General features: G+C 37.6%; 18 protein-coding genes. 8 read left to right on the forward strand and 10 right to left on the reverse strand.

What is annotated here, in order from left to right:
* Positions 1-86 precede the first annotated feature (86 nt).
* From radC to upp, 6 genes are read left to right on the forward strand one after another with little or no spacing between them, the layout of a single operon-like run.
* Positions 87-782 (forward strand): RadC family protein, encoded by a 696-nt coding sequence (radC, locus tag K5G00_RS17100; RefSeq protein WP_238767399.1) that lies wholly within the window; start codon positions 87-89, stop codon positions 780-782.
* 16 nt (positions 783-798) lie between these two features.
* Complete coding sequence (locus tag K5G00_RS17105; protein ID WP_238767400.1) at positions 799-2133, forward strand: polysaccharide deacetylase family protein; 1335 nt, start codon at positions 799-801, stop codon at positions 2131-2133.
* A complete protein-coding gene (locus K5G00_RS17110) occupies positions 2114-3034 on the forward strand; it encodes a hypothetical protein (protein ID WP_238767401.1) in 921 nt (306 codons plus the stop codon). Before K5G00_RS17105 ends, K5G00_RS17110 begins: the two co-directional genes overlap by 20 nt.
* Positions 3035-4009, forward strand: a complete 975-nt coding sequence (locus tag K5G00_RS17115) for a polysaccharide deacetylase family protein (RefSeq protein ID WP_238767402.1) — start codon at positions 3035-3037, stop codon at positions 4007-4009.
* Positions 4009-5088 carry a GNAT family N-acetyltransferase gene (locus K5G00_RS17120; RefSeq protein WP_238767403.1) on the forward strand — a complete coding sequence of 360 codons (1080 nt, stop codon included), beginning with the start codon at positions 4009-4011 and terminating at the stop codon, positions 5086-5088. The genes K5G00_RS17115 and K5G00_RS17120 overlap by 1 nt, the downstream gene beginning before the upstream one ends.
* Before the next feature lie 10 nt (positions 5089-5098).
* Positions 5099-5761, forward strand: coding sequence for a uracil phosphoribosyltransferase (gene upp / locus K5G00_RS17125; protein WP_238767404.1), 663 nt, complete (start codon positions 5099-5101; stop codon positions 5759-5761).
* Between the two features lie 53 nt (positions 5762-5814).
* Here upp and K5G00_RS17130 read toward each other — a convergent pair whose 3' ends face one another.
* Complete coding sequence (locus tag K5G00_RS17130; RefSeq protein WP_238767405.1) at positions 5815-6495, reverse strand: ferredoxin--NADP reductase; 681 nt, start codon at positions 6493-6495, stop codon at positions 5815-5817.
* Between the two features lie 203 nt (positions 6496-6698).
* Between K5G00_RS17130 and K5G00_RS17135 the strand changes: the two genes are divergently transcribed.
* Complete coding sequence (locus K5G00_RS17135; RefSeq protein WP_238767406.1) at positions 6699-7202, forward strand: flavodoxin domain-containing protein; 504 nt, start codon at positions 6699-6701, stop codon at positions 7200-7202.
* Here K5G00_RS17135 and K5G00_RS17140 read toward each other — a convergent pair.
* The 7 genes from K5G00_RS17140 to K5G00_RS17170 all read right to left on the reverse strand — a co-directional run bounded on the left by K5G00_RS17140 (position 7199) and on the right by K5G00_RS17170 (position 14413).
* A complete protein-coding gene (locus K5G00_RS17140) occupies positions 7199-7915 on the reverse strand; it encodes a tRNA1(Val) (adenine(37)-N6)-methyltransferase (protein ID WP_238767407.1) in 717 nt (238 codons plus the stop codon). The two genes, K5G00_RS17135 and K5G00_RS17140, sit on opposite strands and share 4 nt — an antisense overlap.
* Positions 7916-7917: 2 nt before the next feature.
* A complete protein-coding gene (locus K5G00_RS17145) occupies positions 7918-8694 on the reverse strand; it encodes a TIGR02757 family protein (RefSeq protein WP_238767408.1) in 777 nt (258 codons plus the stop codon).
* Positions 8691-9341 (reverse strand): ABC transporter ATP-binding protein, encoded by a 651-nt coding sequence (locus K5G00_RS17150; RefSeq protein ID WP_238767409.1) that lies wholly within the window; start codon positions 9339-9341, stop codon positions 8691-8693. The genes K5G00_RS17145 and K5G00_RS17150 overlap by 4 nt, the downstream gene beginning before the upstream one ends.
* Before the next feature lie 23 nt (positions 9342-9364).
* Positions 9365-10402 (reverse strand): calcium/sodium antiporter, encoded by a 1038-nt coding sequence (locus K5G00_RS17155; RefSeq protein ID WP_238767410.1) that lies wholly within the window; start codon positions 10400-10402, stop codon positions 9365-9367.
* Between the two features lie 34 nt (positions 10403-10436).
* Positions 10437-10796 carry a twin-arginine translocase TatA/TatE family subunit gene (locus tag K5G00_RS17160; RefSeq protein WP_238767411.1) on the reverse strand — a complete coding sequence of 120 codons (360 nt, stop codon included), beginning with the start codon at positions 10794-10796 and terminating at the stop codon, positions 10437-10439.
* Between the two features lie 112 nt (positions 10797-10908).
* A complete protein-coding gene (secDF, locus tag K5G00_RS17165; protein WP_238767412.1) occupies positions 10909-13914 on the reverse strand; it encodes a protein translocase subunit SecDF in 3006 nt (1001 codons plus the stop codon).
* A gap of 118 nt (positions 13915-14032) precedes the next feature.
* Entirely contained in the window at positions 14033-14413 is a 381-nt protein-coding gene (locus K5G00_RS17170; protein WP_238767413.1) for a hypothetical protein, read from the reverse strand.
* 125 nt (positions 14414-14538) lie between these two features.
* On the opposite strand from K5G00_RS17170, the gene K5G00_RS17175 reads away from it, so the two are divergent.
* A complete protein-coding gene (locus K5G00_RS17175; protein WP_238767414.1) occupies positions 14539-14967 on the forward strand; it encodes a gamma-glutamylcyclotransferase family protein in 429 nt (142 codons plus the stop codon).
* On the opposite strand, the gene K5G00_RS17180 is transcribed toward K5G00_RS17175, so the two are convergent.
* Together K5G00_RS17180 and mdh are read right to left on the reverse strand one after the other, a co-directional pair.
* Positions 14956-15381, reverse strand: a complete 426-nt coding sequence (locus tag K5G00_RS17180; protein WP_238767415.1) for an aspartyl protease family protein — start codon at positions 15379-15381, stop codon at positions 14956-14958. The two genes, K5G00_RS17175 and K5G00_RS17180, sit on opposite strands and share 12 nt — an antisense overlap.
* A gap of 68 nt (positions 15382-15449) precedes the next feature.
* Entirely contained in the window at positions 15450-16385 is a 936-nt protein-coding gene (gene mdh, locus K5G00_RS17185) for a malate dehydrogenase (protein WP_238767416.1), read from the reverse strand.
* Positions 16386-16444: the final 59 nt, after the last annotated feature.

Raw genomic sequence — 16444 nt, forward strand, 5'->3', positions numbered from 1 at the left:
AGAGGGCTTTTTTTTGTCTGTTTTTTCCTTCTCCTTTTTTTTCTTCTTTCAATTTGTTTATTTTTAAACAAATAACTCCAGACCTCATGAATACCTGTAAGAAACTAAACATTAAGGAGTGGGCAGTGGAGGATCGCCCGCGTGAAAAGATGTTATCAAAAGGAGCACGTGCATTAAGCGATGCTGAATTAATTGCTATTTTGATTGGTTCGGGCAACCTCAATGAAACTGCAGTTGAACTTTCAAGACGAATATTAAGCTCCGTGGGGAATAATCTTTCAGATCTTGGACGAAAAGGCATTGATTATTTGAAAACTTTTAATGGAATAGGAGAAGCAAAAGCCGTGACAATAGTTGCTGCACTCGAACTGGGAAACCGGCGAAAGGATGCTGAGGTTTTCCTTAAAAAGAAAATTACAGGAAGTAAAGATGCGGCAGAATACTTTCAACCTATACTTGGCGACCTAAATCATGAAGAGTTTTGGATTTTATTACTTGACAGGGGAAACAAAATCATTGATAGTTTTATGGTAAGCCAGGGAGGGATATCGGGAACTGTAATCGATGTGCGGTTGATTTTGAAATCAGCTATCGAAAAATTGGCAAGCGCAATCATTCTTTGTCATAACCATCCATCGGGAACAATGCAAGCATCGGAGGCTGATTTGAAAATTACCCAAAAGATAAAAGATGCTGCAAAACTTATGGATATTTTGGTGCTAGATCATTTAATAGTCGGGCAAAACAGTTATCTTAGTTTGGCCGACGAAGGTATTCTGTAAAACCAAAAATACTGCCATGATACTATTTTATTCTGAAGAAATTAATCCGAGGATAAATTACATCACCCGGTTAATATTTACACAAATTCTTGGGAATGAAGTTATTTTTACTTCAAATTCGTCCAGTTTTCAAAAAAGTGATAAGCCTAAAATCAATTATTCTTACGAGAAATTTGACGATGAATTTTATATAAAACCCCATCGCTTATTGTATTGCAAAGCGATGATTAATCCTGATTTTAAGTCAGTGTGGTACGAAGGGGAGAAGTATTTTTTTGAAAGCTCAAAAGATTCAGATTTGCCTTTTGATCCTTTGGCTGCCTCATTTTATCTTGTAACGCGGCATGAAGAATACCTCGAAGAAGAACGGGGAAAATATAATCGATATCCGGCTGAAAGAAGTGTTCTTTCAAAATATGAACTGTTAAAAAAACCGGTAGTAAATATCTGGGCCTGGCTTCTGGCCAAAAAGCTGAGCGAAAAGTATCCCGAACTTGTATTTAAGAAAACAAAGTTTCAGTTTTATTCTACCATTGATATTGATAATGCGTGGGCCTTTTTGCATAAAGGACTCTGGAGAAGTGCCGGAGCAATTGCCAAATCTGTCCTCAAAGGAAAAGTTAGTGAGGCAAAAAAACGTTTTAGTGTTTGGTCTGGAGGCTCGCCTGATCCATATGATACATATGGATATTTGGATTCTGTATTTAAAGGAAATGAAGACAAAATACGATTTTTCTTTCTTTTAGGAGATTATGCCCGTCATGACAAGAATTTGCCTTACAGAAACAAACATCTTCGTAACCTGGTTAAACAAACCAATAAAAAATACACAGTGGGAATTCATCCTTCATTTTCATCGAGCAAGAAAAAAGGGAAAAAGAAACTCACTAAAGAAATTCAGCGGCTGGAACAGATAACAGGCGAAAAAGTAGAAAAAAGCCGGCAACATTTTTTACGTCTGAAAATGCCCGGCACTTACAAGCGACTTTTAAAAAATGGTATTTTGGAAGACTATACCATGGGTTACTCTTCACATTCAGGGTTTCGGGCAGGAATTTGTACACCTTATTTTTTTTATGACTTAAAAAAAGAAAGGGAAACAAAATTACGTATCGTGCCGTTTCAGGTTATGGATGTTACTTTGCGCGATTACATGCAATTAAATTCGGAAAAGGCAAAACAGGAAATTTTGGATTTGATGCGGGAAGTAAAAAATGTAGGAGGAACTTTTGTGAGTATCTGGCACAACGAAACGGTAAACGATTTGGAAGGCTGGAAAGGTTATCGCGAAGTTTTTGAAGAAATGAACAGAACAGGTTTTAAATGGGCGCATGAAGAACGAGCCACTTAGATACATAAAACATCAGGATATCGATTCCAAAAAATGGGACTCTTGTATTGCTAATTCTCAAAACCGCCAGGTGTATGCAACATCCTGGCATCTCGATCATGCTACCGAAATCTGGGACGCTCTCGTAATGGGCGATTATAAATTTGTAATGCCACTGCCCATAAAATCAAAATGGGGAATTAAATATGTATTTCAACCATTATTTTGTCAGCAACTTGGGATATATCCTACGCCTCCGGAAGAAATTGCTAAACAATTTTATTTGGTGTTAACCCAAATTTTTAGGTATGTTGATACACAAATAAATTCGCAAAATACTCCAATTCAGCACCAAAATGACATTGAGTTCACTTCGCGGCGAAATTATATTTTGCCAATGAATATGAGCTATGCGGGTCTGTTTTCAGCCTATTCAACCAATACCAAACGAAATTTAAAAAAAGCAGAAAAAAATAGTTTAAACTTTGTTTCTGGAATTAGCCTTGAGGATTACCTGGAATTTAAGTCAGAAAATCTGCAGGTAACACTTTCGAAGAAGGAGTTGGAGCGATTAAAAAGTATTATCGCTTTTGGCCAGTACAAAGGAACAGGTAAAATTTACGGGGTTTATACTTCGGGGAACGAATTGTGTGCGGCCGTTTATTTTTGCAGATATGAAAACCGGGTAACATACATGAATGCAGCTTCAGATAAAAGAGGCAAAGAATTGGGAGCGATGGCTTTTTTGATTGATAAATTTATTCAGCAAAATGCGGGGAAAAACCTGGTTCTGGATTTTGAAGGTTCCATGATTCCCGGAGTCGCTCGTTTTTATAAAGGATTTGGTGCCTACCCTGAAACCTATTTTCAACTTAAATATAATCGTTTACCTTTGCCCTTGAGGTGGTTAAAACGAATATAAATGAATAAATTTCCACGGTTTGTCAGTCAACAAGTGAGTCGTCTTTTTCCGGTAAATTCACTTTTTAAAATAACCACTCCTGCTTTTCTTCCTTTTTATCATGTGGTTAGTGACCGGAAACTTCCCCACATTCAGAATTATCCTTATCGTAACACAACGCAATTTGAAAGGGAACTCGATTTTTATTTGAATCATTTTAAACCCGTTTCGTTGGAGTATTTGCTTGAGAACAGAGGTTTAAGAGAAAATATTTTCCATTTAAGTTTTGACGACGGACTAAAAGAATGTGCAGAAGTTATTGCGCCAATTCTGCAGAAGAAAGGAATTCCGGCAACTTTTTTTGTAAATACGGCTTTTGTCGACAACAAAATGCTTTTTCATAAATACAAAGCCAGCCTGGTTTTGAATCAACTGAAAAAGAAACCAAATCAGGAAGCTGAGAAGTTGCTAAATGAGGCAGGTTTTTCGGTTGATAATATTTTGAGTATTTCAATTTTGCAGGCTTCGGTTTTGGATAAGGTTGCCGAAATCATTTCTGTTCATTTTGACGATTTTTTGAAAATAGAAAGCCCGTATTTAACACGCAGCCAGATTTTTGGCTTAAAGAAAGATGGTTTTTCAATTGGCGCGCACAGTTGTAACCACCCGGAGTTTTGGAAGATTTCAGAAGATGAACAACTGGAGCAGGTACAAACAAGTATGGCGTGGATAAACGAAAATTTACAACCTGAAGTTAAGGCTTTTGCATTTCCTTTTACCGACGATGGTGTGCCTGCAGCACTTCTGGACAAAATAGAGCAAGAAAATATTTGCGATATTACATTTGGGACTGCCGGTTTAAAATACGATACTTTTCATTTTCATTTTCAACGATATCCGGTGGAAACAGGAGGAGATTTTATTCAAAATATTAAAGCAGAGTGGGTGTATTTTTTTCTGCGAAAATGGATGGGCAAAGCAAGGGTAAAACATTGATGCTTGAGATAAAAAAAATACGACTGTTTGAGCTGGACGATTTTGTAAAAAGCGAAATATTTCAGGAATTTAGTGTTGTTCCGATTACTTCTTTCCGGGCAAAATCGTATTTACGAAATCCATTGGCAGAATCCGATGACGTGGTTTTATATCTCGGGTTGGTTAAAAATCAGCTTGTAGCTTTTCGCAGTTTATTTGCCGATGTTGCTTTTGTCAATAATAGTCCGATTCGTTTTGCCTGGTGCAGCGGAAGTTGGGTAAGCCCTGATCATAGAAGAAAGGGATTCTCGCAACAACTTTTAGCTGAAGCTTATTCCGACTGGCAAGGCATGTTGATGCTTACCAATTATTCGCCTGAGACAGAAAGATTATTTATAAAAACAGGCTGGTTTCGTCCTGTTCATCGTTTTGATGGAGTCCGGTGTTATTTGTTCCCAAAAACCGGAAAGCTGCTTACGGTTTCAAATAGAAATAAATTTACCGGGTTGTTTTTTTTGTCTGTTGATTTTTTGATAAGGTTTTTTTCTTCTCTTAAAACACGTTTCTATAAGCCAAGAATCAATTCCAGTTTTCGGTTTGAAGAACTTCAGTTTCCAGATGTTGAGTGTTTTGAAAGGATTCGGGAGAGTAAAGGCACATATCTGTTTAACAGGGGAGAAGAACATTTGAAATGGATTTTTGAATATCCGTGGATTTCTGACAGTGACAAAGGATTCCGGGAAATATATCCTTTCTCATCGTTTTCAACGGAATTTTATTATCGAACGGTAAAGATTTTTCACTTAAATAGATTTGTTGGATTTTTTATTTTTTCGGTACGGGAAGGTCATCTGAAAACACTTTACTTCCAAATTAGTAAGGAATTAGAGGGAGAAATCGCCAGCTATTTAAAAAAATATTGCGTTGATAATAAGATTGAGATGGCAACCATTTATAATTCAGAGCTCGCAGGGGTTTTATTTAAGCAAAAATTCCCATTTTTGCGCGTGAAAAAAATGGGACAAAAAATTTACAGCACATTTGCAGTTTCCGGTGACCTTCAACTTCAGGATGGTGACGGAGATGTGTTCTTTACTTAATTTTTAAAAAATGGAAATAAAAGTTTTAGGCAACAATCATTCGGTTTTAGATCAATACCTGGCTGAAATCAGGGATGAATCAATTCAAAAAGATCCACTTCGTTTTCGTGAGAATTTGTATCGTATAGGAGAAATCTTTGCTTACGAAATAAGCAAAACATTTGATTTTGAGGTATCGCAGGTTACTACTCCTTTGGGAGTTGCAGATGTTCCTAAAATTCAAAAACAGCCGGTGCTGGCAACTATTCTTCGGGCCGGGCTGGCAATGCACAACGGATTGCTTCGTATTCTCGACCGTGCAGAAAATTGTTTTATTTCTGCATTCCGAAAATATACTGCTGATGGAAAATTTGAGATAGAGTTTGAATACATGGCTTCACCTTCACTGGATGATAAGGTTGTTATTCTTTCTGACCCTATGCTGGCCTCGGGCAAATCGATGGAAATTGGTTATGAAGCACTTTTTAGTAAAGGCAAGCCTTCGCATGTCCATCTGGTTGCCATAATTGCAAGTAAGCAGGGGGTTGAGTATGTGAAAAAGAATATTAAAGCTGAAAATGTTACGCTTTGGCTGGGTGCCGTTGACAATGAAATGACTGCAAAATCGTATATCGTACCCGGGCTTGGCGACGCGGGCGATTTGGCTTACGGTGAAAAGATTGACTCAAAATGAAACAAAAAACCCGGAATTCTCCGGGTTTCTCGTGTTGTTAATTATTAAGGTATTTAGAAATAAACTTCTACATTTACGCTGTCTCTGTCGAAACCTTTGTCTTTCAGAATTTCCATTGCATCAAAAATCATGTCGCTGTTACCACACAGGTAGAAAGCGGTATTTTTGTCAAATTCAGCTTGTTTAATGTAATCCGTAACACGTCCGTTAAAGTCACCGTCTTTGTCGCGCGAGGTACATAAAAAATAGCTGTCTTCGTCATAGTGATCTTTTTCGTAAGCTTCTTCCATGTGTCGAACCCCATGAATTAACTGGTAATCGAGGTTTGGGTAGCTTTTTACCATACTGTGAAACGGAGCAATTCCGGTTCCGCTTGCAATAAACACATGTTTATGTGTAATTTGTTTTTTTGTATCCAATCCAAATTTTCCAAATGGCCCGTGTACTTCTACCATGTCACCTTTTTTCAGATGTTTTAACTTAGGCGAAAAATATCCGCCTTCCACTTCCTTAACCAAAATTTCCAGGTTTTGACCTTCTTCAGCACTGTAAATAGAATATTCACGACTTTGGTAGTCGCCTTCTATCGAAAGTGAAATATGTTGGCCGGCAATAAATTTAAACCTGCTTTTAGGCAGTGTTACAACAAATGTGTTTTCTGTTAAATTTCTAATTTCGAGTACCTTGTAATAGTTTGTGTTAATCTCTACGTCCGGTTTCATTTGTATTGTCATGGTATCTAATTTCTACTATTTTTTGTGCAAATATAATTCTAAAAAATAATTAAAGACATTTTTGTGTCTTTTTTGACCGATGTTTATAGAGTGTTAACCGATTTTTAACAGAATTGTTCGATTTGTATTTATATTTTCACGTTTCGTTTGAAACAATTATTTCGAACACAAGTCACTATCAAAGCCAAATAAAAAACAAAGACATGAAAACATTGATTAGTTATTCAACATCGCACGGCTGCACAGAAAATACAGCCAGGGAATTAAAAGAGCATTTAGGAGGAGAGGTTCAACTTGCCAACTTAAAAGATAATCCCAATCCTGAGTTGGAAAAATTTGATCGCATAATTATAGGAGGTTCGATCCACGCTGGGCAAATTCAAAAGAGGGTTAAGGATTTTTGCGCAAAAAATATGGACGAATTGAAAGCCAAAGAGTTGGGGCTTTTTATCTGTTGTATGGAAGAGGGTGAAAATGCGCAAAAACAGCTGCGTAACGCGTTCCCGGAAGAACTTCATGAGGTGGCAAAATCAACTGCAATTTTTGGGGGTGAGTTTGATTTTGAAAAAATGAACTTCTTTGAAAAAATGGTTGTTAAAAAGGTTGCCAAAGTAAAAGCAAGTACTTCGAAAATAGATCATCAGGCAATTCAGAAATTTTCAAAACGAATGGATAAAATATTTAATCCCTTCTTGTTTTTAGTTTAGAAATTGAGATAAAAATCTTTCGTTAGGTTTTTATATGTTGTTGAGAAATTTTTTCCGCCTTTTTCAAAAATGGTTAAATTGTCTTTCTTTATTTCAGCATAACTTTTACCGAATTCCATTAGAAAACGGTTCACCTCCTTATCCGGAGTTGGTTTAACTTCGGTAAGTCGGATTAAATGTAAGCCCTTTTTGTTTGCTTTCTCAATCAGTTTTTTTGCCTGGATGACGGGGAGAATCATAGCCAGTTTCCCCATGTCTTTTAATCGTTTATCCGAACCACTTAAAAGTTCATCAAAAGAAAGAAGGTCGTTGTGTTTGGCAATGGCGAGCTTGTTATCTTTTGATTTTTTATCGTTGGTGAAAAAAGGCGGATTGGATATGATGAGGTCAAAATTAAAGTCTGCTGTTTTTGCAAAATCCTGGAATGAAGTATGTTTTATCTGAATCCGCTGAGGCCACGGCGAATTTTTGCAGTTTTGTCTGGCTTCTTCAGCAGCGTTTTTTTCAATTTCAATTCCGGTAATTTGAGCTGAAGTTCGTTGTGCCATCATTAGAGCAATAACGCCTGTTCCGGTTCCAATGTCCAAAATTTCTTGTCTGTTATGGACATCTGCCCAGGCTCCGAGCAAAACACCGTCGGTTCCGATTTTCATTGCTGCTTTTTCCTGAAGAACCAAAAATTGCTTAAACTGAAAATAGTTATTCCTGCCCATATTCAGAAATTTTCAAATGCTCCCAGTCCAAAAAGAGCAAAATCATATTTTATCGGGTCAGTGACATCAAATTTACAAAGTGTTTGTGTAACTTCTTCCACCGCTTTCCAGTCGTTTGATTTCCTTTTTAAGATGCCCAACTTGCGTGCAACATTCCCGGTATGAACGTCAAGCGGCAGCATTAATTCTTTTGTTGGGATTCCTTTCCATAACCCAAAGTCTACACCACAATTATCTTTTCTTACCATCCATCGCAAATACATGTTCAGGCGTTTACCTGAAGCTCCCTTGTCAACATTTGATATGTGTTTGCGGGTGCGTTCACCAGCTAGCTCAAAAAAGACAGAATAAAAATAAGCAAGTGCTGATTTTACTTTTTTTTCCTTTTGAAATCCTTTTTCAAAAACCGATTGGAGCCCGTTATGATTTTTATAAATGTTCTGTAACGAACGGTTAAAATAGATACAATCTGTCCCGTTAAACGTTCTGTGTACAAATTTTCTCAGAATTTTTTGGTCCTCTGCCGATGAGTTTAAAATAAAATCATGTGGTTGAAATTCCATCAGTGACATTAATTTCATCGCATTTTTTATGATTGCAGGACGACTACCCCATGCAATGGTTGCAGTTAAAAAGGCGGCGATCTCAATGTCTTCTTTTTCTGAAAAAATTTTGGGAACCTGAATGGGATCGGTTTCAATAAAAAAAGGCTGATTGTATTTGTTTGCTTTTTCGTCCAGAAAATCTTTCAAATCGTCCAAATGCATCACAAAACTCATTCTATCACACCATCTTTAATATGAATTATTTTGTCTGAACGTTTCGCAAAGTTATCATCGTGGGTGACAATAATAAAAGTTTGTCCAAAATCATCGCGGAGTTTAAAAAGCAGATCATGCAATTCATCGCGATTTGTTGAGTCGAGATTTCCGGAGGGCTCGTCAGCCAATACTGCTGAAGGATTATTTACAAGTGCACGGGCCATTGCGACTCGTTGCTTTTCTCCACCTGAAAGCTCTGATGGTTTGTGTTCCATTCTTTCTGAAAGACCCAGGTAATTGAGTAATTCTTTTGCTCGTTTTTCTGCTTTTGCTTTTGAAATTTTTGCTATAAAAGCCGGAATACAAACATTTTCCAATGCAGTAAACTCCGGTAGCAGATGATGAAACTGAAATACAAAACCTATTTCTTTATTTCGAAAGCCGGCAAGTTCTTTTTCTGAAAAAGCAGATACTTTTTTATCATTGTAATAAATCTCTCCGCTATCAGGATTGCTTAGAGTCCCTAAAATTTGAAGTAAAGTAGTTTTTCCTGCACCACTTGCACCAACAACAGAATATATTTTGCTCTCGGGAATCTCAAGATTAATTCCTTTTAAAACGTTGAGGTTTCCAAACGATTTTTTTATGTCGACTGCTTTTATCAACTTCCGGAGTTTATTTTAAAACTTTAAATATAGAGGATTATTATTTCCCTTACCACATAAATAGCATATAAGAGGACTAAAAATATTCCTGAGATTTTCCCAACTCTCCATTTGCTAAAAAGTAAAAGAAAGAACAACAATATTACTGAAGAAAAGAGTATAATTGTGGAATACAGCAGATTTCCATCGCCGGCACTGACTTTGCCACCATGAATAAACATGTAAATGGCAAAAGGTAATCCCAGGCCAACCAAAATATCAAAAATATTTGATCCAATGGCATTACTTACTGCCATGTCGCCACGTCCTTGTTTGGCAACAATCATCGATGAAAACAGGTCGGGAATGGATGTTCCGATGGCCAAAACTGTTAAGGCAATGATTCCCTCGGGGATATTGAATTGATGAGAAATAACAACAGCCAATTCAACCAAAACCCAACTTAGTCCGGCAATAATTATTATTGATTGCAGAAATACCAGATAATAGTATTTTTTTTCGGGAAAAAGTTTGCCTAAAAACTGATCAAAAACATCAATAATCCCCCTCTTTTTCTTTTCTTCTGTTTTTGTCTCATCAAAAGGAAGGTCGGTGTATGGGAGGAATCTTTTCCAGTAGATAGCTGCGATTACATATATTACGTATACAGCGAGTAGAATTCCGGCCTCAGCTAATGAAAATGAACCATCCCAAATAAACAGCAGGAGTAATGAAACTGAAATCGTATAAAAAATCAGATCGCGGATTACCGGCTGCCAGGTTAGTTTTGCTTTTCGAACTATTGCCGATGCACCAACAATGACAAGTAAATTAAAAATGGCACTACCCACAATGCTTCCCACACCAATTGCTTCGTGCTCACCGGGTTTAAATATCGCAAACAACGCTACGAATAGTTCCGGAGCACTCGAGCCTACAGCCATAAGTGTAGCTCCTGCGGTATCGCTTGAGAGTCTGAGATCTTTTGAAATCCGATCTAATGAATGAATAAAAAACTGATCAACTATCCGGGCAAGTAGAATAAAACAAACCAACAACCCCAGGATATAAGCAATGATCATAATTTTCTATTTTGAAAAAGAGGCTGAAAAGAGGCTAATCTTCAAACCGTTCTTTGACGTTATCATTAATTTCTTTTGTGTCTTTTTCAACATCTGAAACGGCAGAGTCGATATCTTTTTTCAGATCAGATGTTTGTTCATCAAAATCTTTTTTTAACTCCTGTGTCTTTTTATCAACCGTTCTTTTAACATCATTAATATCTTTTTTTATATCTGATGTGTGTTCGTCAAATTCGCGTTTTATTTCGTTGGTGGCCTTTTTAAATTCCCGCATACCCTTACCAAGTGTCTTTGCTATATCAGGGATAGCTTTTGAGCCAAAAAAAAGCAAGGCCAGCAACATTACCAGAACAATTTCCCCACCACTTATGAATAACATATAATTAGCCATCATTATTATTTTAACGCACAAATATACAAATTGGAGTTATCAATATTACCAGTTTCTAAAAAAAATAATAGCCCTGCAAGTTGCAAGGCTATCACTTAAAAATGAATAAATACTTTTATTTTTTACGTTTTGCAGCAACTTTTGCAACACGCTTCTGAGTATCAAACGCAATGGGAGTTGCGATAAAAATTGATGAGTAAGTACCAACTACCACACCAACAAGCAATGCAAATGTAAAGCCTCTGATTGTTTCACCACCAAAGAGAAAAATGGCAAGTAATACTACAAATGTTGACAGCGATGTACTAAATGTACGACGTAGCGTACTATTGAGTGCGCTGTCAGTATTTTCTTCTCTTTTTCTTTTCGGATGTAAATGTAAATATTCCCTGATGCGGTCGAATACAACTACCGTATCGTTTATAGAATAACCCAGCACCGTAAGAATCGCAGCTATAAATGCCTGGTCAATTTCAAGTGAGAATGGCAGGACACCATACGCCAGCGAGAAAATACCAAGTACGATCAATGAGTCGTGAGCTAATGCAGCAACTGCACCCAAACCATACTGCCAGTTGTTAAATCGAATAAGGATGTAAATAAATATAATGATCAATGAAAAAACGATGGCAATGGCAGACTCTTTTCGGATATCATCTGAGATGGTAGGCCCGACTTTTTGTGAACTCATTTGATACTCATTAGTGAATTGTTCTAATGTTACATTTTTATCTATAAAGCCACCGTTTTGAAGTCCTACCATTAACATTTCTTCAACTTCGTTGTCAATGTTTTCGCTGTTGTCTTCAATTTTATATTCAGTTGTAATTCGAACCTGGTTGTTTTCTCCGTAGATTTTTACTTCCGGAGCTTCCCCGTAAACATCAGCCAAAGCCTGTTGTACATCTGCCACCTGAACATCTTGGTCGAAGCGGACTACATATGTACGGCCGCCTTTAAAATCGATTCCGTAGTTTAATCCGCGAACTGCCAGTGAGCCAATAGACAGAATGATTAAAGCTCCTGAAATAATATAAAATGTTCTTCTTTTTTCAAGGAATTTTATCGCTGTACTCCGAAGCCAGTTGTCGGTAAGAGTGGATGTAAACAGAATTTTTTTGTTTCTTCCCAGTCGCCATTCGAAAATCAGGCGGGTGATAAAAATTGCTGAAAACAGAGAAGTAAGAATACCAATAATAAGGGTTGTTGCAAAACCTTTTATCGGGCCGCTGCCAAACAAGTACAGTACAATACCTGTTAAAAGTGTGGTAACCTGTCCGTCGATAATTGCTGAGTAAGCATTCTTATACCCGTCGGAAATGGCGAGTTTTATTCCTTTTCCTGAGCGAATTTCTTCTTGTACCCTTTCGTAAATAAGCACGTTGGCATCAACCGACATACCAATGGTAAGTACAATACCTGCGATACCGGGCAGCGTTAGTACGGCTCCCAATGAAGCCAGAATACCGATGATAAAGAACATGTTTGCTATCAACGCAATGTTGGCAACAAGTCCTGCATTTTTACTGTAAAAGAATAACATGTAAACCAGCACAAGAATAAATGCAATCATAAAAGAAAAGAAACCACTGTTTATCGCTTCCTGTCCGAGAGACGGTCCGACAATTTCTTCCTGAATGATTCTTGCCGGAGCAGGCATTTTTCCTGATTTCAGAATGTTTGCAAGGTCTTTTGCTTCTTCGATACTTTCCAAACCGGTAATGCTCGATCTTCCACCCGAAATTTCGTTTATTACATTTGGTGCTGAACGTACATAATCATCAAGAACGATTGCGATGGATTTACCAATGTTTTCTTTGGTCATTCTTTGCCAGGTTTTTGAACCTTCGGCATTCATGCTCATTGCAACCTCAGGGTTTGAGCCCATTTGGTCATAGTCCTGACGTGCATCAGTAATTACCTCTCCTGTTAACGGAGCACGTCCATCTCTGGTGGTTACTTTTAAAGCAGCCAAACGATAAAAATTTCCAGCTTCATCAACCGAATTCGCTGCCCAGCGGAAAAACATATTTCTTGGAAATATGTTTTTAATTTGCTGCATTTGCAAATATTCGTTAATCTTTGAAGTATCTCTCGCTTGCGCCATTCCAACCCACGGTCCCTGAAGCAGCTGTCCTGCCTGATCGGTACTGGGATTTAGCAATGCAAAAAGAGGATATTCTTTTTTGAAATCTGCGAGGTTGTCCATTGCAGCTGTAGTATCACTCTCGGCACCGGCTTCAAGCTCTGAAAGAAGTGAACTTTCTTCGGCAGAAGTTGTGTCTGTTTCTGTTGTAACGGCATCTTCATCAGAAACTTCATCTGTATCGGTTTCATCACCAAGTCCCATTTCTTTGATTCTTTCATTTGCCTGTAAAAGGTAAGGATAAGCTTCCTGGTTATCATAGGTTTCCCAAAATTCCAGTGTAGCCGTTCCCTGTAGCAGGTTACGCACCCTGTTTTGATCTTTTACACCAGGCAACTCTACCAAAATCCGGCCCTTTGTCTGCAATTGCTGAATATTTGGCTGTGCAACTCCAAAACGGTCGATACGCGTGCGCAGAATATTAAACGCGTTGTCTATAGCAGCAGATGTTTCCTGGTGTATTACTTCTAGAACTTCTGCATTGGTTGAGTTGAAGTTTATACGATCTCTTAGCTCAAGCGTATTAAAGATGGATGCCAATTTTGCGTTCGGATCAATTTCTTCAAAAGCCTGTCCAAAAAGATCAACAAAATCGGTCTGGCTATTTTCCTGAAGTTCTTCGGCGTGTGCTATTGCTGCATTAAATGTTGAATCGCTGCTGTAATTTGACATGGCACGAATCAAATCTTTAACCTCAACCTCCAGCGTTACGTTCATCCCACCTTTGAGATCAAGACCCAGGTTCATTTCCAGTTCCTTAACATCTTTGTAGGTAAATTTTTTCAGTCCCAAAAAGTTGTATACAACTTCTCCTGAAATTGAGTCGAGATAGAAGTATTCCTTATCAGGATCTCCCTGTGCGTATTCTATGGCTGCTTTTTCAACTTGTTTGGCTTTCCAGGTAAACGTTAACTGGTACAAACAAACCGCGGCCAACAGAATTGCAAATGTTAAAATTGCACCTTTGTTTTGCATTTGATTTTAGATTTTAATGTTTAAAATTTTACTATTGTCTTTTTAATAAATTACAATTTTATTCTCGGAACGAGATTTTTGGATCAGATGGATCCTTTCCAAAATAAATATTTGGAAATTAAGCTATAAGCGGAATATCATCATCGGGGAATGTGAAATGATAACTTCGAAAAAGAAGAAAACAGCAAGTTAAAATCAAAGGCTTATTTTGAATTCCGGCCTCCTTTTTCATCATCTGGTAGCTTCTTAACTGATGATATTTTTGAAGTAATTTGTTATGCGAATGCTGAAGAATTCTCTGATCTGGAATTCTCTGGTCGAACGATTTTACCGTTGTTGAACTGCTTTGCGAAAATAAATAAATGGTTCCGTGTTCGCTTGCAGCATGTCCTGAGCCTTCCGCAATATTATTCAACTCAACGGGATTTTTTTCAAAATAATTATCAAGAAAAATGGCAAGTCCTGTTAAAGCCGCAAAGATCAACAGCTTTGCTGCCATTTTTTTTGATATTTTTATTTTGATTACCACTGCATTTTTTTAAGCGGAGCAAATATACCGAAATAGTTCAGGTTTGCAAAAACGAAGTAATTAAATTTGAGGTGTTTCCAATATTAATGAAGCTTATGCAACACATTTTTGTTTACGGCTCACTTCTTTTTCCTGAATTGGTAAGAAAACTTACTGGCAAAAGATTTAATTCAGTTCCTGCAACGGTAAAAGGATTTAGAAGACTTGCCGTGAAAGGTTGTGATTATCCGGCTATTGTTCCCTGTAACGATTGTGCGGTTCAGGGACTTCTGCTGCTCGATGTTGATAAAGAGTCAGTTCACGTTTTAACTCTTTATGAAGGAGAGGAGTATTCAAAAAAGGAGGTCGATGTGTTTGCGGGAGAATTAAAGTACAAAGCAATTGCTTTTGTTTGGGAAAGTGATCTTTGCTACCTCGAAGATTCCGACTGGGATCAAAATGCTTTCCGGCAGCAGTCTCTTCAGAATTATGTTGTCAATATTGCTCCAAATATTGAACGAGATTCTGGAAATTCAGATGTTTAGCTGGAGGACTCGTCGTTTGTAATCGATAACAGCTTTATATTTTACCAGAAAATCGCCTCCGATTAATCCACTAATTTCGAGGTTTGTTGCCCTGCAATACAGCTGATTGATATGAGAGAGATCGATCAAAGCAACTTTTAATTCTTCGACCTTAAATTTTCCCAGGTGAAAAGATTTTAGTGTACCTATTGTTGTTATCAATGGTTTTTCGCCAATGCCGGCCGAGTGAATTTCCTCTGATATATCATCTGTGAAATTGTAGTATTCTTTTAATGTTTTGTCAAAAACGGTTTTTGAAGCTCCGGTATCAATTGCCCAGTAACCGGTAGTATCGTCTTTAAATCTCCCGTTGGCGATGATGTGGAAATTACCTTCTTCCAGTTCAATCACCTGCAGTGGAATTTTTATCTTCATGTGGTGAAAATATACAAAAAACGGCTGACTCAGAGAATCAGCCGTTTATATTTTGAGAAGAATCCTATTTACAAAATATTCATTCCGTCGAGAACGTCCATTACGCCTTTTACTGCGTTTGAAGAACTAACAAGTAACTCTTTTTCGCTTTCGTTCAAAGCAACTTCAATAATTTCTTCAACCCCGTTTTTACCGAGCTTAACCGGTGCACCAACAAACATATCGTTTAAGCCGTATTCACCTTCCAATTTCACACAACAAGGGAAAATGCGTTTTTGGTCCATAACGATGGCTTCTACCATTTGTGCAGCTGCTGATCCCGGAGCATACCATGCCGATGTTCCCATAAGATTTACCAATTCGCCACCGCCTTTTTTTGTTCTTTCAACGATAGCATTCAATTTTTCTTCGTCAATCAACTCAGTAACAGGGATACCTGAAACAGTCGTATAACGAGGAAGCGGAACCATTGTGTCACCGTGTCCACCCATTAAAAGTGCCTGGATATCTCTTGGAGATACGTCCAAGGCTTCGGCAAGAAAAGCACGGTAACGTGCAGTGTCTAAAATTCCGGCCATTCCCATTACTTCTGTTTTTGGCTTTTTGGCTGTAACATAAGCAGCATAAGTCATTACGTCCAACGGATTGGAAACAATAATGATTTTTGCCTTTGGTGAATATTTCACAACATTTTCAGTCACGCTTTTGACAATTCCTGCATTGATAGAAATCAAATCGTCGCGGCTCATTCCGGGTTTTCTCGGAACGCCGGATGTAATTACCACAACTTCTGAATCAGCGGTTTTTGAATAATCACTTGTAGATCCAACTAATCTGGAATCATAATAATTAATGGGAGCAGTTTGCCACAAATCCAAAGCTTTTCCTTCAGACACACCTTCTTTGATGTCGAGCAAAACAACTTCCTGAACAATATTTTTTTCGGCAACAATTTGTGCACAGGTTGCACCAACATTACCAGCTCCTACTACTGTTACTTTCATTTTGATAATGAGTTTTTTATGATTAAAACAAGACTATAATATAAACAATTTTTTTCAAA

Origin of the sequence: Maribellus maritimus, assembly GCF_022267315.1 — a bacterium.
GTDB classification, from domain to species: Bacteria; Bacteroidota; Bacteroidia; order Bacteroidales; family Prolixibacteraceae; genus Draconibacterium; species Draconibacterium maritimum.